Genomic DNA, 15,803 nt, shown 5'->3' with positions numbered 1-15,803 from the left:
TCTCTCGTCCGAGGTCTGGTGGTCGGCCTCCCATCCGTTCAAATCGTCCGTGACGGGCGAGAGTTCGGCCGAACTCGCGGCGGATTTCACCGCCAAGACCGGGCGTCCCTGGACACAGCCGATCGGCTTTGTCCATTCGCTGTTCGAGGTGGCGGCCAATGTCATGGGCCGCGTGTCGGATCCAACCAATGCCGAGGCGATCGCGGCGGCGATAGCGGCCACCGACATGACGACGGTGGTGGGCAAGGTGGCCTGGAGCGGTGCGGGATTGCCGCCTTTCGCCGCGAAGAACGTCTGCAAGACGCCGCTCGTCGGCGGGCAGTGGCGCAAGAAGGCCGGTGGCGGCTTCGATCTGGTGATCGTCGAAAACGCCGGCGCCTCCGAGATTCCCACCGCCGGCAAGATGGAAGCCCTGGCCTGACGCTGCCGAGGGCGGCTGATACCGCCGCCCTCGTTCGGCGCGACCCAAGGATGACAGTGATGATACTCAGGCTGGAAAACGTTTCGAAGTCCTTCGGCGCCCTGAAGGTTGCCGATTCCGTGACCGTCAGCGTGCCGCGCGGCGAAGCGCTGGGCATTATCGGCCCGAACGGCGCGGGAAAATCGACGCTCTTCAACCTGATCACCGGCAATCTGTTTGCCAATGAGGGGCGCATCGAATTGCTCGGCCGCGACGTGACCCGTGCTCCGGCCATGGAGCGGGTGCGCATGGGCGTCGGCCGCAGCTTCCAGATTCCGCAACCTTTCGAGGGGCTGACCGTGTTCGAAAATCTCTTGACCGCTGCCGCCTTCGGCCGCGGCGGACGCGAGGCCGAGATGGTCGACGATTGCGCTGGTATCCTCGAGGAGACCGAGCTTCTCAGGAAGGCCAATTTCGTGGCCGGCTCGCTGAGCCTTCTCGACCGCAAGCGCCTCGAACTCGCCCGCGCCCTGGCGACAGGCCCTGAGCTTCTGCTTCTGGACGAGATCGCCGGCGGTCTGACGGAGGGCGAATGCAAGGCCCTGGTCGCGACAATCAAGGCGATCCACGCCAGGGGCACGACAATCATCTGGATCGAGCATGTGCTGCACGCCCTGAATTCGGTGGTAGAGCGGCTTCTCGTGCTGGATTTCGGGCGTGTGATCGGGATCGGTGCGCCTGATGAGATCATGGCCTCGAAGGCGGTTCGCGAAATCTATCTGGGGCTCGAGGTCTGATGCTGGAAACGCGTGGCCTCACCGCGAATTACGGCCAGTTCCGGGCGCTGTTCGGTGTGGATATCAGCGTGGCCGCAGGCGAATGCGTGGCGATCATCGGCGCCAATGGCGCCGGGAAATCCACGCTGATGCGCTCGATCACGGGCGTGATCGGCAACGAGCCCGGCATGGTGCTGCACAGGGGCGAGCCGATCGGCGCGCTGTCTTCGGCCCAGATCATGAAACGCGGCATCGCCATGGTGCCGGAGGGGCGCCGACTGTTCCCTTCGCTCACCGTCGAGGAAAACCTGCTGGTCGGCGGGCAGGCGCGCAAGGTGCCGGGGCCGTGGAACCTCGACGCCGTCTATGACCTTTTTCCGATCCTGCGCGAGCGGCGCAAGAGCCCCGGCACCGCGCTCTCGGGCGGCCAGCAGCAGATGGTGGCGATCGGCCGGGCGCTGATGTCGAACCCCCAATTGCTGCTCTGCGACGAGATCAGCCTCGGCCTCGCGCCCGTCGTCATCCGCGACATCTACGCAGCCCTTCCCAGGATCCGCGAAAGCGGCGCCGCGATCGTGCTGGTGGAGCAGGATATCGGCAAGGCGTTGGCGGTCGCCGACCGCGTCTACTGCATGATGGAGGGTCGCGTCACGCTGGCCGCCAGGACGGCCGAGGTCACGCGCGAAGACATCCATTCTGCCTATTTCGGGGTGGCGTCATGACCAGGGATCCGAGATTCCGTCATCTGCTCGCACAGCGCTCTCATGGCCTGATCGAGGTGGCGCGGCGATGATCTGGCTGGACACTCTCGTGCAGGGGATTCTGCTGGGCGGGCTCTATGCCCTGTTTGCAGCGGGATTGAGCCTCGTCTTCGGCATCATGCGGCTGGTGAATCTCGCCCATGGCGACCTCATCATTCTTGCCGCCTATCTGGTTTTGATGGGCGTCACGCTGCTCGGCCTGTCGCCCTGGATCGCTGCCCTGGTCGCCATGCCGGCGATGTTCGCGCTCGGCTGGCTGCTGCAGGCCGCCGTGCTGAACCGCGTACTGGGCAAGGACATCCTGCCGCCGCTTTTGGTCACCTTCGGCCTGTCGGTCGCCCTGCAGAACGGCCTGCTCGAGGCCTTCTCCGCCGACAGCCGCCGTATTCCGGTGGGCGCGTTGGAAGGGGCATCGCTCGATCTCGGGCTGGTCACGGTGGGGATCATGCCGCTGATGACCTTTGCCTCGGCGATCGTGATGATCATTGCCCTGAACGGGCTCTTTTACCACACCGCGCTCGGCCGTGCCTTCCGCGCCACCTCGGACGACGCGGTGACGGCGGGGCTGATGGGGATAGAGCCGAAGCGGATTTTCGCGATCGCCACCGGGATCGCCATGATCGTGGTGACGCTGGCGGCCCTCTATCTCGGCATGCGGGCAAACTTCGATCCTTCGATCGGGCCGGCGCGGCTGATCTATGCCTTCGAGGCGGTGATCATCGGCGGCCTCGGCAGCCTATGGGGAACGCTCGCGGGCGGGATCATCATCGGCGTGGCGCAGACGTTTGGTGCCGCGCTCAATCCGGAATGGCAGATCCTGGCCGGCCACATCGCCTTCCTGGCCGTGATGCTGCTCAAACCGCGCGGGCTTTTTCCGCGCGCAGTGGATTGAGGGGCGGCATGTATCGACTGACAACCCGCACCCGCGCCGGAACTGTAACCGCGATCACGGTGCCGATCGTCATCGTCGCCGCGCTCGCGCTGCCTGCCGTGGCCTCGCGAGGCGTCATACAGGATCTGTTCTTCATCCTCACCATGCTGACGCTGGCGCAGATATGGAACCTTCTGGCGGGCTATGGCGGCCTGGTCTCGGTGGGTCAGCAGGCCTTCGTCGGCATCGGCGCCTACGCGATGTTCGCCGGCGTGATCCTGCTTGGCTGGAATCCGGTCCTGGCGATCCCACTGGGGGGGCTTGCGGCGCTGGTGCTGGCGGTTCCGACCGCCTTCTTCGCATTCCGTTTGCAGGGCGCCTATTTCGCCGTCGGCACCTGGGTGATCGCTGAAGTGATGCGCCTGCTGGTCGCGCAGTGGAAGGCGCTCGGCGGCGGCACCGGCACTTCGCTGCCGCGCGAGGCGACGAGCAGTATTCTGGGCACCGATGCGATCAGGGCGCTGTTCGGCGTCCGCGAGGCCGCGGCACGCGATGTCCTGGCCTACTGGCTGGCTTTGGCGCTGGTCGTGGCTGTGACCGGCGGCATCTATTGGCTGCTGCGCAATCGCCTCGGGCTGGCGCTGGCGGCGGTGCGCGACAATGTCGACGCGGCGCAATCGGTCGGCGTCGATACTGGTCGGCTCAGATGGGCGGTCTTTCTGATCGCCGCGGCCGCCACCGGGCTGACCGGCGCGCTGATCTTTCTGCAGACGGCCCGCATCTCGCCGGGAGCGGCCTTTGCCGTCACCGACTGGACCGCCAACGTCATCTTCATAGTCGTCATCGGCGGCATCGGCACCATCGAGGGGCCGATCCTCGGTGTGCTGGTCTTCTTTGCGCTGCGCTCGGCGCTGGCCGACTACGGCAGCTGGTACTTGATGACGCTCGGCCTCATCGCCGTCGTCGTAATGCTTTTTGCACCAAAGGGGCTGTGGGGCCTGATCGCGTCCCGCAAGGGCCTGCACCTGTTTCCGGTTCGCCGCAGGCTGACCGGTCCGAAGATCGAGGGAGGAATTTGATGGCGGATATCGAAACCGACGTGCTGATCGTCGGCACTGGCCCGGCCGGCTCGGCCACCGCCGCGCTGCTGTCCAGCTATGGCGTCGCCAACATGATCGTCAATCGCTATCGCTGGTTGTCGAACACGCCGCGTGCCCACATCACCAACCAGCGCACGATGGAAGTGCTGCGCGACCTTGGGCCGGAGGTAGAGGCCGAGGCCATGATGCACGCCTCCCCGCAGGAGCTGATGGGCGAGAACGTGTTCTGCGAAAGCCTGGCCGGCGAGGAGATCGGCCGCATGAAGAGCTGGGGCGTCCATCCGCTCTCCAAGGCCGAACATCTCCTGTCGTCTCCCTGCTTCATGAACGATCTGCCGCAGACCTTCATGGAGCCGATCCTGTTCAAGTCGGCCTGCGCCCGCGGCACGCAGGCCCGCATGAGCACGGAATATGTCAGCCATGTCCAGGATGCGGACGGCGTGACCACGACCTGCCACGATCGGCTGTCGGGCAAGGATTTCACCGTGCGGTCGAAGTTCCTCGTCGGCGCCGACGGCGGCAACTCGCTGGTGGCCGAGCATCTGGGCCTGCCGCTCGAGGGCAAGATGGGCGTTGGCGGCTCGATGAACATCCTGTTCAGGGCTGATCTCTCGAAATATGTCGCCCACCGGCCGAGCGTCCTCTACTGGGTCATGCAGCCCGGCGCCGACGTCGGCGGCATCGGCATGGGTCTCGTGCGCATGGTGCGGCCGTGGGACGAATGGCTGATCGTCTGGGGCTACGACATCAACCAGCCGCCGCCTGAAGTGACGCCGGAACTGGCCACCAGCGTCGCGCGTCAACTGGTCGGAGATCCCGCGCTCGAGATCGAGCTCCTGGGCGCCAACACCTGGACCGTGAACAACTGCTTCGCCACGCACATGCAGAAGGGGCGGGTGTTCATCATGGGCGATGCCGCGCACCGGCATCCGCCCTCGAACGGGCTCGGCTCGAACACATCGATCCAGGACGGGTTCAACCTCGCCTGGAAGCTTGCCAAGGTCATCAAGGGGCAGGCGGGGGTCGGGCTTCTGGACAGCTTCTCGGCCGAGCGCGCACCGATCGCGCGCCAGATCGTGACACGGGCGAACCAGTCCATCGCCGAATTCGGACCGATCTTCGAGGCGCTCGGCATGGACGGCGGCGTGGATCACGACAAGATCCACAGGAACATGGAGGCTCGCGCCGATGCGACGCCCGTCGCCGAAGCGCAGCGCGAGGCGCTCCGCAAGGCCATCGCCTTCAAGAAGTACGAGTTCGACGCCCATGGCGTCGAGATGAACCAGCGCTATGCCTCCGGCGCGGTGGTGACCGACGGCCAGGGCGAGCCGCCTTTCGAGAAGGATCGCGAGCTGCATTATGCGCCGACAACGTGGCCCGGTGCGCGCTTGCCACATGTCTGGGTCTTCGAGCGCTCCGGCAGGAAAGTCTCGACGCTCGATCTTTGCGGGCATGGCGAGTTCACGCTGTTGACCGGCATCGGCGGCGAGGCGTGGGTCGCAGCGGCGGAGACGGTGGGCGCGGAGCTCGGTCTGCCGATCCGCAGCCATGCGATCGGCCCGCGCCGCGCGATCGAGGATCATACCGGCGACTGGGCCGGCGCGCGGGAGATCCGCGACCACGGCTGCCTGATCGTTCGTCCCGACCATCATGTGGCCTGGCGTTCCGAAACGCTGGCGGCCGATCCGGCGGCCGAACTGCGCCGGGTCTTGAAATCAGTTCTGGCGCGCTGAGGAGGATCGCATGATCGATGAACACGAATCCGGCTATTTCACCGAAGCGAACTCGGCCGAGGTCGTGGTGGCGCGGAACAGGAACGCCAAGGACGAGCGGCTCAAAGAGGTGATGGAGGTCATCACCCGCAAGCTGCACGAGGCGGTGAAGGAGATCGAGCCGACACAGGAGGAATGGTTCGGCGCGATCATGTTCCTGACGCAGACAGGCCAGATCTGCAACGAGTGGCGGCAGGAATACATCCTGCTGTCGGATGTTCTCGGTGTCTCGATGCTGGTCGATGCGATCAACAACCGCAAGCCGTCGGGCGCCTCGGAATCGACGGTGCTGGGACCCTTCCACGTCGCCGACGCCCCCGAACTGCCGATGGGCTCCAACATCTGCCTCGACCAGAAGGGCGAGCCCATGTTCGTGCATGGCCGCATCCTCGATACCGAGGGCAAGCCGATCGCAGGCGCCAAGATCGACGTCTGGCAGGCCAATGACGAGGGCTTCTACGACGTGCAGCAGAAGGGCATCCAACCCGACTTCAATCTGCGCGGCGTGTTCCGCACCGGTGCGGACGGACGTTACTGGTTCCGCGGCGTGAAGCCCAAATACTACCCGATCCCGGATGACGGCCCGGTCGGCAAGCTGCTGGGCGCGCTAGGCCGCCACCCCAATCGTCCGGCGCATCTTCACTACATCGTCGAGGCCGAGGGCTTCGACGCGCTGACCACGCACATCTTCGATCCGGACGACCCGTACATCGATTCAGATGCCGTCTTCGGCGTGAAGAAGAGCCTGCTCGCCGAATTCCGCAAGGTCGAGGACGCCGAAGCCGCCGCCAGGGTCGAGGTCGCGGCCCCGTTCTACGACGTGGAGTTCGATTTCGTGCTGTCGCGCAAGGGAGGAAACTGATGGCCGCACTTGAGAAGATGTTCGATGTCAGAGGCAAGTCGGTGATCGTCACCGGCGGCGCCAGCGGCATCGGGCAGGCCTATTCCGAGATCATGGCCGAGCACGGGGCGAAGGTCTGCATCTTCGACCTGAACCCTGCCGGGCTGGAGAAGACCGTGGCGGCGATCAGGGCGACGGGTGGCGATGTCTGGGGCCAGGTCGTCGATGTCGGCGACCGCGCGGCCATGGCGGCCGCCTTCGACAAGGTGGCCGGGAAGGCGGGCTCGATCGATGTCGTGTTTGCCAATGCCGGGATCGATGCCGGGCCGGGCTTCAACACCCCGACGGGCGAAAGGAACCCCGACGGCGCCATCGAGAACCTGCCTGATGAGCACTGGGACAAGGTGATCGAGATCAACCTGACCTCGGTCTACACCACGATCAAGCATGCCGTGCGGCACATGAAGCCGAATGGCGGCGGCCAGATCATCGTCACGTCGTCCATTGCATCGCTGATCAACGAGAGCATCGTGGGCACGCCCTACATGCCCGCGAAGGCCGCAGTGAACCATCTCGTTCGCCACATGGCGATGGAGCTTGGCGCCTACAACATCCGCATCAATGCCATCCTGCCCGGACCGTTCATCACCAACATCGCCGGCGGCCGGCTGCGCAATCCGGCGGACCGCAAGGCCTTCGAGGCCCAGTCGCTCATCGGCCGGATCGGCGACCCGGAAGAGATCAAGGGCCTGGCGCTTTATCTGGCGTCGCCGGCCGCGTCCTACGTCACGGGCTCGCTGATCGTAATCGATGGCGGCTCACTGCTGAGGATGACCTGAAGCCGCTTTGAACTGAGACCGGTCCCGTGGGCCGGAGAAACTTAACCCAGGGAGGAACCGACGATGAGCTACTACAACAGACTGGTGAAATCGGGCTTGCGGCCCAGCCGCCGAAGCGTCCTGAAGGGGATTGGAGCCGGCCTTGCCGCCAGCACGCTTGGCATGCCGGCCTATGTGCGCGCCGCGACGGCGGGGAAGATCAAGCTCGGCTATCTCAGCCCGACGACCGGACCGCTCGCCCTGTTTGGTGAAACGGATGGCTACACCTTGCAGAAGATCCGCGCCCTGCTCGGCGGCCAGCTGCAATGCGCCGACGGCAATACTTACGAAATCGAGATTCTTGACCGCGACAGCCAGTCCAATCCGAACAAGGCATCGGAAATCGCCGGCAATCTGATCCTGAACGACGAGGTGCATCTGCTCGTGCCGGCCTCGACCACCGACACGATCCTGCCCGCGGCCGAGCAGGCCGAGCTTTATGAGACCCCCTGCATTTCCTCGGGCGCTCCCTGGCAAGCGGTGATCATGCCGCGCGGCGGCGGCAAGCAGACCTTCGACTGGACCTATCACTTCTTCTGGGGCCTCGACGAGGCGTTGAACACCTTCGTCGGGCTCTGGAACCATCTGGAGACCAACAAGAAGGTCGGGATGCTGTTCCCCCAGAACATCGACGGCGAGACCTGGGGCAACGACGAATATGGCTTGCCAGCGCCGACCCGCAAGGCCGGCTACGAGGTCGTGGTGCCCGGCTATTTCCAGCCCCGCACCAATGATTTTTCCGCACAGATAGCCGAGTTCAAGAAGCAGGGCTGCGAGATCATCGGCGGCATCACCTATCCCGACGATCTGAAGACCTTCGTCACCCAGTGCAACCAGCAGGGCTTCAAGCCGAAGGCGGTCACGGTGGCGGCGGCGCTCTTGTTCCCGGGTGGCGTCGAGGCCATGGGTCCTCTAGGCAACGGCATGTCCTCGGAGGTCTGGTGGACCCCGGCCTTCCCGTTCAAGTCGTCGCTGACCGGCCAGGTCAGCAGCGACATCGCCAGCCAATGGGAAGCCGATACGAAGCGCCAGTGGACGCAGCCGCTGGGCTATTCGCATGCCTTGCTCGAGGTCGCCCTCGACATACTGAAGCGCTCTTCCAATCCGCTCGACCGTGCGGCCAATCGTGACGCTCTGGTCGCTACCGATCTGCAGACGCTGGTCGGTCATATCAAGTTCGACGGCTCGCCCCACAAGAACATCTGCAAGACGCCGATCTTCGGCGGCCAGTGGGTGAAGGGCGAGAAATGGCCTTATGACCTGAAGATCGTCGACAACACTGTCAATCAGCTCTTCGCGCCGCAGCAGGCTATCCAGCCGATCGCCTGGTGACATGAGCGGGAACGCGGGCAGAGTTATGGGTAGGGAAATCCTGCTGAAAGCGCACGGCGTGTCGAAGTCCTTCGGCGCTGTCCGCGTCCTGCATGAGGTGAGCTTCGACGTGCATCGGGGCGAGGTGCTGGGCATCCTCGGCCCGAATGGGGCGGGCAAAACGACGCTGTTCAACATGATCAGCGGCGATTTGAAGACGTCCGGCGGCGAGATCCAGCTCGGCGACACCGCGCTTCGCGGCGAGCCGCCCTTCCGGCGCTGCCAGATGGGGATCGGGCGGACCTATCAGATCCCGCGTCCCTATTCCGGCATGACCACCTTCGAAAACCTGCTGGTCGCCGCCGCTTTCGGCGGCGGCCGGTCCGAGAAGCAGAGCTATGCTTTCTGCGCCCAGGTCCTGCGCGATTGCGAGCTCTCCGACAAGGCCAATGTCTCGGCCGGCGCGCTCACTCTGCTCGATCGCAAGCGGCTGGAGCTGGCGCGCGCGCTGGCGTCGGATCCGAAGCTGCTGCTTCTGGACGAGATCGCGGGCGGCCTGACCGACGATGAATCAAAGGCATTGGTGGCGCTGGTCCGCCGCATACGCGACCGCGGCATCACCATTGTGTGGATCGAGCATGTGCTGCACGCGCTGCTGGCGGTGGCCGACCGGCTGTTGGTGCTTAACTTCGGCGAGAAGATCGCTGAAGGCGTGCCAGCCGAAGTGATTGCGCTGCCCGAGGTCCAGCGCGTCTACATGGGGATCGAGGCATGACGGCCGTTCTTTCCACCCGCGGGCTCTTGGCCCGCTATGGCGATTTTCAGGCGCTCTACGGCGTCGACATCGAGCTGCACCAGGGTGAGGCCGTGGCATTGATCGGCGCCAACGGGGCAGGAAAATCCACACTCCTGCGTTCGATCATGGGCCTGCTCCCGGTTGCGCGCGAGATGGTGCTGCTGCACGGCGAGGCCGTTGGCGGCACCACCACCGACCGCATGGTCCAGAAGGGTGTCGCCATCGTGCCGGAGGGCCGCCGGCTCTTCACCGGCATGTCGGTCGAGGACAATCTGCGCGTCGCCATCGACCAGGCCGCACGCATGGGCGCCAAGGGCGGATGGACGCTGCCGCGTCTGCATCAGCTGTTCCCGATCCTCAAGGAGAAGGCTCGCACGCAGGTGCAAAGCCTCTCGGGCGGGCAGCAACAGATGGTGGCGATCGGCCGCGCACTGCTCTGCCAGCCTCGCGTGCTGCTCTGCGACGAGATCAGCCTTGGTCTTGCGCCGAAGGTGATCCGCGAGATCTATGCCGCCTTGCCCGAAATCCGCGCCACCGGAACGGCGATGATCGTGGTCGAACAGGATGTAGGCCTCGCCCGAACCGCCACGGACCGCCTCTACTGCATGCTGGAGGGGCGCGTGACCCTGACCGGCAGGTCCGCCGAGATCACGCGTGAGCAGATCGGCAAAGCCTATTTTGGAGCAGGCCATGGAGTGGTTTGACGCCTTGGTGCAGGGAGTCCTGCTGGGCGGCATGTATGCCCAGTATGCGCTCGGCATGGCGCTGATGTTCGGCGTCATGCGGATCGTCAACATCAGCCATGGCGATCTGGTGATCCTTTTGTCGCTGATAGGCATTTCGATAGCCACGGCCTGGGGTCTGGGACCGCTGCCTGTGCTGATCTTACTGGTGCCGCTCGCGGTGCTGATGGGCTGGGTGCTGCAGAAGGCCGTGCTGAACCGCGTGGTGGGCAGCGATCCGCTGCCCTCGCTGATCGCCACCTTCGGACTGTCGATCGCACTGCAAAACCTGATGCTCCAGATATGGTCCGCGAACAGCCGGTCGCTGCCCGGCCATGGCATCGAGAGCCAATCCATCGAGATCGGCGGTATCTATATCGGCCTCCTGCCGCTGATTGTGCTGGCCGTCGCCACGGGGCTGACATGGGGCCTCGACCTGACGCTGAAGCGCACGCGCTTCGGCCGGGCGCTCCGCGCCGCGTCGGCCGATGTCGAGGCGGCGGCGATGACCGGCATCAACCCGCGCGCCGTCTATGCGATGGCGACGGCTGCGGCGGTCGGCATCCTCGGCTTTGCAGCCGTCTTCCAGGCGTTGCGGTCGACCGTCGCGCCGGCCGACGGACCTGCCCAACTGATCTACGCCTTCGAAGCGGTGATCATCGGCGGCATGGGAACGGTATGGGGCGCCTTCGCCGGCTCGATGGTGCTCGGCATCTCGCAGGCCATCGGCTTCCGCATCGATCCGGGCTTCGGCGTGCTCGCCGGACATATCGTCTTCCTGATCGTGCTGGCGACCCGCCCGCAGGGCTTGTTCGGAAAGGCATTGTCATGAGTGCGATCCCCTATGTGGCAACCGAGGTGCTTGAGGTCCTGGTCCAACGCCAGACCCGGTCCGGTCGCATCGCGATGACGCTGGCTGTGCTGGCGCTGATCGGTGTCGCCGCCATGCCATGGTGGGCCTCGACCGGCACGATCCGGTCGATTCTGGTGCTGTGCTGCTACATCGCCGTCGCTCAGATGTGGAACCTGCTCGCCGGCTATGCCGGCCTCGTCTCGGTGGGTCAGCATGCCTTCATGGGAGCGGCCGGCTATGCGCTCTTCGTGTTGGCCCAGACTTACGGCATCAATCCGTTTGTGGCGGTCTTCCTTTCGCTGCTGGTGCCGGCCGCGCTGGCCGTGCCGATCTACCTGCTGCTGCATCGCCTGGATGGTCCCTATTTTTCGATCGGCACATGGGTGGTGGCCGAGGTCTTCCGGCTGACCGCCTCGAACCTGCCGCTCGTCAATTCCGGCGCGGGCATGTCGCTTCGCGTGATGAAGGACTATTCGGCCTTCGAGCGGAATGTCGCCATGTCGCTGCTCTGCGCGGGGATGCTGCTCGTCACGCTGGGCGGCAGCTATTGGCTGCTTCGCTCGCGCTTCGGCCTTGCGCTGATCGCCATGCGCGACAATCCGGTCGCGGCCGCCAGCCAGGGCGTGAATGTCGTCAAGCTGCGCTTCCTGATCTACGTCGCGTCGGCGGTCGGCTGCGGTCTTGCCGGGGCGATCTATTTCATGGCGCAGCTCCGCATCACCCCGGGTTCGGCCTTCGATCCGATGTGGGCCAACGTCGCGATCTTCATCGTCATGGTCGGCGGAATCGGCTCCATCGAGGGCGTTCTGATCGGATCCCTGATTTTCTTCATCGCGGACCGCTGGTTCGGCGAATACGGCGCGACTTATTTCGTTGTCCTCGGCCTGATGACGCTTCTGGTCGCGCTCTACGCCCGGACGGGCATCTGGGGCCTGATGTCGAAACGGTGGGATGCACCATGGTTCCCGATCCGGCGCAAGCTTGTCGACCCGAACCGCTGACGAGGAGGATTCATGAAAGCCGCCATCTTCGATAGGGTCGGCGTCCCGCTGCGGATCGGCACGGTGCCGGACCCGACGCCGGCACCGGGCGAGGTCGTCTTGCGTGTCGCCGCCTGCGGCATCTGCGGCAGCGATCTGCATATCACCGAGGACCCCGTGCCTTTCGGCATCGAGGCAGGCTTCGTGCTCGGCCATGAATTCTCTGGGGACATCGTCGCGGTCGGATCGGAGGCAACAGGCCTTCGGATCGGTGACCGTGTCGCCGTCGCGCCTATGCGCGGTTGCGGACACTGCGAGGCCTGCGAGCGCGGCGATCCGGCGCGCTGTCGCGAGATGGAGCTGATCGGCGGCGGCTATGCGCAATACGCGACCGTGGCCGCGCGCCAGTGTCATATCCTGCCCGACGATGTGGCGCTCGAGGATGGTGCGTTGGCCGAGCCATTGTCGGTCGCTCTGCATTGCATCGTCCGCTCGGGCATGAAGCCGGGGGATCGAGTCGCCATCCTGGGCGCCGGGCCGATCGGACTGCTCGTCGCCTTCTGGGCACGGCGGATGGGGGCGTCGCGTGTCGTGGTGGCCGACATCCACGGTCATCAGCGCGAGCGTGCGCTTGCTCTCGGCGCGACCGGCTTCGCGCTTTCCGGCGAAAAGCTGACCGAGAACCTCGCCGATCTCTGCGGCGGAGCGCCAGACGTCGTCTTCGAATGCGTCGGCAAGCGCGGCCTCATCGGCGCGGCGGTCGAAGCGGTGCGGCTGCAGGGCACGGTGGTTGGCGTCGGCTTGTGTATCGGCGGCGACGAATGGGATCCGTTCATTGCGCTGACCAAGGAAGTGAACCTGCTGTTCTCGGTCTTCTTCCATCAGCGCAACGAATTCGGCGTCGCCCTCGATGCGCTGCGCGGCGGACCTTTCGCACCGCAAGCTCTGGTCACCGACCGGATCGACCTCTCGCCAGTTCCGCAGATATTCGAGAGCCTTCGCCGCCGCACCACGCAATGCAAAGTGCTGATCCAGCCGGACCTTGTTTGAGGCCGCACCTGTTTGAGGAGAGTGAAAATGGCCGTTCAATTCGAAACCCTCGAATACGATATCGGCGGCACGGAAACGGTGGTGAAGGCCATCGGTAGAGGCAAGCCCGTGCTGTTCCTGCACGGCGCCTCGACGCTTGAAGGCTTCGGCTTCGCGGAGGGCCTCGCCGACCGCTTCCGCGTGCTCTGCCCGAGCCATCCGGGCTTCGGCTTTTCTGGCCCGGCGCCGCATGTGGCTGGGATGTCCGACATGGTTCTGCACTACCTGAACCTGCTCGATGTTCTGAACCTGCCGGAGAAGCCTCATCTCATCGGCTTTTCCACGGGCGGCTGGATGGCGACCGAGCTCGCCGGCCTTGCGCGCGAGCGTTTCGACAAGGTGGTGCTGATCGCTCCCGCCGGGCTCAACGACCCCGCGCATCCGGCCACCGATCTGGGCGCGGTCGCGCCGCAGGAGCTGCCGGCCTATCTGGCGCATGACGTCTCGGTGGCGCTGCGCTATTTCCCGGACGGCTCAGACCCCGCCTTTGCCGAGGCCTTCGGCGCCGACCGCGTCCGCGAAGGCGACACGCTCGGCCGGCTGCTGGCGCCGTTCGGCATGGGCCATCCTAACCTGCGGCGCTTTCTGGTGCGTATCGCCAATCCGACGCTGGTCGTCTGGGGCACCAGGGACCGTCTGCTGCCGGCTGGCCAGGCGCCGCTCTTCGTCGAAGCCCTGCCCGACGCACGCCTGATCCTGGTCGAGGATGCCGGCCATTTCGTCATGCAGGAGAAACCCGAAACACTCAGGAAGATCGGCGATTTCCTCGCCGGCTGACCGCATTTGAAAAGGAGGAGAAGACAATGAACAAACCCATCAAGCACGGCTCGTGGGGGACGACCACCGACTATCGCGACTTGCTCAGCAAGATCACGGAGATCGGGCCGGCCCTGGAAGCCAACACCACCGCCGATGAGGAGAATGGCGAACTGACTGCGGCCACGTTCGAGCTGCTGAAGCCGCTGCGCATGTCGCATATCTTCGCCGCGGAGAGCCTCGGCGGTGCGCAGCTGCGACCCACCCAGGGTCTCGAACTGCTGGCGGCGATCACCTGGCACTCTGGGGCGGCTGGTTGGGTTTCCATGGTGCATTGCTGCATCGGTGCGATGTCGGCAGCCTTTCTGCCGGACAGCGCGGTCGAGCGGTTGTTCGCGCCGGGCACCGAAAACCGGTTCTCGGGGCAGGGCGCGCCGCTCGGTATGCTGAAGAAAGTCGATGGCGGCTACCGGCTGAATGGCAAGTGGAGCTATGGCAGCGGCTTCAGCCACGCCACCTACAGCCACAGTGCCGCCTTCGTCGACGACGGCACCGGCAAGCCCGCCAAGGACGAGAAGGGCAACTTGATCATCATGTGCGCCCATGCCCCGATCTCTCAGCACAAGCAGCTCGGCAATTGGGACGTTCTGGGCCTCGGCGGCACCGGCAGCATCGACTATGCGGCCGAGGACGTCTTCATCGCCGACGATCTCGTTTTCCCGATCCTGACCGCACCGCCGCTGCGTCAGAAGGAGTTCTTCAGTCTCGGTGTCGTCGGCCTCGCCGCAATCGGGCATACCGGTTGGGCTCTCGGCACTGGGCGGCGGATGCTGGACGAGATCGCCAAGTTCGCCCGCAGCAAATCGGGTCGCGCCGGCCTGATCGGCGAGAGCGAGAAGTTCTGGCACGATTATGGCCGCGCCGAAGCCCGCTATCGCGCTGCCCGCGCCTTTGTTTTCGAAGTCTGGCGCGACATCGAGGCGACGGTCGAGGCCGGCAACAGCGTATCGACGCGACAGATCAGCCTTGTCCATCTGGCTAAATCCGAGATTCACGAGGTTGGCGTGGATATCTGCAATTTCGCCTACCGCGCCGGCGGCGGCGCGTCGCTGCGCGCCGGTGTGATCCAGCGCACCTTCCGCGAGATGATGGTGGCGGCCAACCATTTCACGATCGCGCCGTCGATCGTCACCTCGGCCGGTCGCGACATCGGCGGGCTGTGGAGCGATCGCACCTGGCAGTTCTACGACCTGATCGAGAAGAAGTAGTCCGCAGGGGCCGGACGGCAGACGCCGTCCGGCCCCTATTCACGCTGCAGAAGAGAGACGTCGATGAGCTTCCCGCATCCAATGACCAACGCCTTCCGCGAAGCCTTTCGCCACCATCCGGCCGGTGTTGCCGTGATCACGGCCGATCCCGGCGACAGGCCGGTGGCGATGACCGTATCCTCGCTGATCTCGGTAAGTGCCGCGCCGCCGGTCGTCGCTTTCTCGCTCTCGATGAAATCGACTTCATCCGAGCCCTTGCTGCGGGCCGAGACCATGGTGATCCACCTGCTGCGCTTCACTGATATCGACCTGGCGCAGCTCTGCGCGTCGAGCGGCGCGGAACGTTTCCCGCCGGGAGGCGCCTGGGCGCGGCTGCCCACCGGCGAACCGCGCTATACCGGCGTTTCGACCTGGTTCCGCGCCCGTCGGCTCGGCGTTCTGCCAATCGAGGGCGCGACGCTTGTCGCGGCCGAACTCCTTGACGGCGAGGTGCTGCCGGACGAGGTCCCTCCGGAGGCGCATTCGCTGGTTTATCTCGACCGTCGTTGGCATCGCCTGCACAAGGAACTGGACGGGGTGGCTGAGCTTCTTGAGTCGTCGCGTTTTCTTTGAACGGCGCCGAAGCGGCG

Annotated in this window: 16 protein-coding genes and 1 pseudogene; all 17 read left to right on the top strand. The window is 65.2% G+C overall.

Annotated elements, in window-relative coordinates; translation table 11 throughout:
• Positions 1 to 421 (top strand): annotated as a pseudogene (locus EOB49_RS20380) (ABC transporter substrate-binding protein); the annotation flags it as partial.
• Positions 422 to 480: 59 nt separating this feature from the next.
• Positions 481 to 1,197 carry an ABC transporter ATP-binding protein gene (locus EOB49_RS20375; RefSeq protein WP_127266437.1) on the top strand — a complete coding sequence of 239 codons (717 nt, stop codon included), beginning with the start codon at positions 481 to 483 and terminating at the stop codon, positions 1,195 to 1,197.
• Positions 1,197 to 1,898: an ABC transporter ATP-binding protein gene (locus EOB49_RS20370; protein WP_127318884.1), complete on the top strand. Its 702-nt coding sequence runs from the start codon at positions 1,197 to 1,199 to the stop codon at positions 1,896 to 1,898. The genes EOB49_RS20375 and EOB49_RS20370 overlap by 1 nt, the downstream gene beginning before the upstream one ends.
• Before the next feature lie 67 nt (positions 1,899 to 1,965).
• Positions 1,966 to 2,829, top strand: a complete 864-nt coding sequence (locus EOB49_RS20365) for a branched-chain amino acid ABC transporter permease (RefSeq protein WP_127318882.1) — start codon at positions 1,966 to 1,968, stop codon at positions 2,827 to 2,829.
• Between the two features lie 8 nt (positions 2,830 to 2,837).
• The gene (locus EOB49_RS20360; RefSeq protein WP_127382055.1) at positions 2,838 to 3,887 is read left to right on the top strand and encodes a branched-chain amino acid ABC transporter permease; all 1,050 of its coding nucleotides are present in this window, start codon (positions 2,838 to 2,840) and stop codon (positions 3,885 to 3,887) included.
• On the top strand, positions 3,887 to 5,641 hold the full coding sequence (locus tag EOB49_RS20355; RefSeq protein WP_127382054.1) for an FAD-dependent monooxygenase: 1,755 nt from the start codon (positions 3,887 to 3,889) through the stop codon (positions 5,639 to 5,641). Before EOB49_RS20360 ends, EOB49_RS20355 begins: the two co-directional genes overlap by 1 nt.
• Positions 5,642 to 5,651: 10 nt before the next feature.
• Positions 5,652 to 6,542, top strand: a complete 891-nt coding sequence (locus tag EOB49_RS20350; RefSeq protein WP_127382053.1) for an intradiol ring-cleavage dioxygenase — start codon at positions 5,652 to 5,654, stop codon at positions 6,540 to 6,542.
• Positions 6,542 to 7,360 carry an SDR family NAD(P)-dependent oxidoreductase gene (locus tag EOB49_RS20345; protein ID WP_127382052.1) on the top strand — a complete coding sequence of 273 codons (819 nt, stop codon included), beginning with the start codon at positions 6,542 to 6,544 and terminating at the stop codon, positions 7,358 to 7,360. Before EOB49_RS20350 ends, EOB49_RS20345 begins: the two co-directional genes overlap by 1 nt.
• 63 nt (positions 7,361 to 7,423) lie before the next feature.
• Positions 7,424 to 8,731 (top strand): ABC transporter substrate-binding protein, encoded by a 1,308-nt coding sequence (locus tag EOB49_RS20340; protein WP_127266430.1) that lies wholly within the window; start codon positions 7,424 to 7,426, stop codon positions 8,729 to 8,731.
• Positions 8,732 to 8,756: 25 nt separating this feature from the next.
• On the top strand, positions 8,757 to 9,485 hold the full coding sequence (locus EOB49_RS20335; RefSeq protein ID WP_127266429.1) for an ABC transporter ATP-binding protein: 729 nt from the start codon (positions 8,757 to 8,759) through the stop codon (positions 9,483 to 9,485).
• Positions 9,482 to 10,210, top strand: a complete 729-nt coding sequence (locus tag EOB49_RS20330; protein WP_127382051.1) for an ABC transporter ATP-binding protein — start codon at positions 9,482 to 9,484, stop codon at positions 10,208 to 10,210. Before EOB49_RS20335 ends, EOB49_RS20330 begins: the two co-directional genes overlap by 4 nt.
• Positions 10,197 to 11,060 (top strand): branched-chain amino acid ABC transporter permease, encoded by an 864-nt coding sequence (locus EOB49_RS20325; RefSeq protein ID WP_127319869.1) that lies wholly within the window; start codon positions 10,197 to 10,199, stop codon positions 11,058 to 11,060. Before EOB49_RS20330 ends, EOB49_RS20325 begins: the two co-directional genes overlap by 14 nt.
• The gene (locus EOB49_RS20320) at positions 11,057 to 12,082 is read left to right on the top strand and encodes a branched-chain amino acid ABC transporter permease (RefSeq protein WP_127382050.1); all 1,026 of its coding nucleotides are present in this window, start codon (positions 11,057 to 11,059) and stop codon (positions 12,080 to 12,082) included. Before EOB49_RS20325 ends, EOB49_RS20320 begins: the two co-directional genes overlap by 4 nt.
• A 12-nt stretch (positions 12,083 to 12,094) precedes the next feature.
• The gene (locus tag EOB49_RS20315; RefSeq protein WP_127326958.1) at positions 12,095 to 13,111 is read left to right on the top strand and encodes an alcohol dehydrogenase catalytic domain-containing protein; all 1,017 of its coding nucleotides are present in this window, start codon (positions 12,095 to 12,097) and stop codon (positions 13,109 to 13,111) included.
• Between the two features lie 27 nt (positions 13,112 to 13,138).
• The gene (locus tag EOB49_RS20310; protein WP_127382049.1) at positions 13,139 to 13,927 is read left to right on the top strand and encodes an alpha/beta hydrolase; all 789 of its coding nucleotides are present in this window, start codon (positions 13,139 to 13,141) and stop codon (positions 13,925 to 13,927) included.
• Positions 13,928 to 13,953: 26 nt separating this feature from the next.
• Positions 13,954 to 15,174, top strand: a complete 1,221-nt coding sequence (locus tag EOB49_RS20305; protein ID WP_127382048.1) for an acyl-CoA dehydrogenase family protein — start codon at positions 13,954 to 13,956, stop codon at positions 15,172 to 15,174.
• 63 nt (positions 15,175 to 15,237) lie between these two features.
• The gene (locus EOB49_RS20300; RefSeq protein ID WP_127319879.1) at positions 15,238 to 15,786 is read left to right on the top strand and encodes a flavin reductase family protein; all 549 of its coding nucleotides are present in this window, start codon (positions 15,238 to 15,240) and stop codon (positions 15,784 to 15,786) included.
• Positions 15,787 to 15,803 lie beyond the last annotated feature (17 nt).

This window comes from Mesorhizobium sp. M7A.F.Ca.MR.148.00.0.0, assembly GCF_003997735.1.
Lineage (GTDB): Bacteria > Pseudomonadota > Alphaproteobacteria > Rhizobiales > Rhizobiaceae > Mesorhizobium.
The sequence above is the reverse complement of the archived record's forward strand: the minus strand, read 5'-3'. Positions and strand labels throughout refer to the sequence as shown.

Excerpts from the sequence above, each read along its gene's own strand:
- EOB49_RS20320 (WP_127382050.1), top strand. The coding sequence starts at position 11,057 with ATGAGTGCGATCCCCTATGTGGCAACCGAGGTGCTTGAGGTCCTGGTC.
- EOB49_RS20315 (WP_127326958.1), top strand. The coding sequence starts at position 12,095 with ATGAAAGCCGCCATCTTCGATAGGGTCGGCGTCCCGCTGCGGATCGGC.
- EOB49_RS20345 (WP_127382052.1), top strand. The coding sequence starts at position 6,542 with ATGGCCGCACTTGAGAAGATGTTCGATGTCAGAGGCAAGTCGGTGATC.
- EOB49_RS20365 (WP_127318882.1), top strand. The coding sequence starts at position 1,966 with ATGATCTGGCTGGACACTCTCGTGCAGGGGATTCTGCTGGGCGGGCTC.
- EOB49_RS20360 (WP_127382055.1), top strand. The coding sequence starts at position 2,838 with ATGTATCGACTGACAACCCGCACCCGCGCCGGAACTGTAACCGCGATC.
- EOB49_RS20370 (WP_127318884.1), top strand. The coding sequence starts at position 1,197 with ATGCTGGAAACGCGTGGCCTCACCGCGAATTACGGCCAGTTCCGGGCG.
- EOB49_RS20310 (WP_127382049.1), top strand. The coding sequence starts at position 13,139 with ATGGCCGTTCAATTCGAAACCCTCGAATACGATATCGGCGGCACGGAA.
- EOB49_RS20300 (WP_127319879.1), top strand. The coding sequence starts at position 15,238 with ATGAGCTTCCCGCATCCAATGACCAACGCCTTCCGCGAAGCCTTTCGC.
- EOB49_RS20340 (WP_127266430.1), top strand. The coding sequence starts at position 7,424 with ATGAGCTACTACAACAGACTGGTGAAATCGGGCTTGCGGCCCAGCCGC.
- EOB49_RS20335 (WP_127266429.1), top strand. The coding sequence starts at position 8,757 with ATGGGTAGGGAAATCCTGCTGAAAGCGCACGGCGTGTCGAAGTCCTTC.
- EOB49_RS20325 (WP_127319869.1), top strand. The coding sequence starts at position 10,197 with ATGGAGTGGTTTGACGCCTTGGTGCAGGGAGTCCTGCTGGGCGGCATG.
- EOB49_RS20375 (WP_127266437.1), top strand. The coding sequence starts at position 481 with ATGATACTCAGGCTGGAAAACGTTTCGAAGTCCTTCGGCGCCCTGAAG.
- EOB49_RS20305 (WP_127382048.1), top strand. The coding sequence starts at position 13,954 with ATGAACAAACCCATCAAGCACGGCTCGTGGGGGACGACCACCGACTAT.
- EOB49_RS20355 (WP_127382054.1), top strand. The coding sequence starts at position 3,887 with ATGGCGGATATCGAAACCGACGTGCTGATCGTCGGCACTGGCCCGGCC.
- EOB49_RS20350 (WP_127382053.1), top strand. The coding sequence starts at position 5,652 with ATGATCGATGAACACGAATCCGGCTATTTCACCGAAGCGAACTCGGCC.
- EOB49_RS20330 (WP_127382051.1), top strand. The coding sequence starts at position 9,482 with ATGACGGCCGTTCTTTCCACCCGCGGGCTCTTGGCCCGCTATGGCGAT.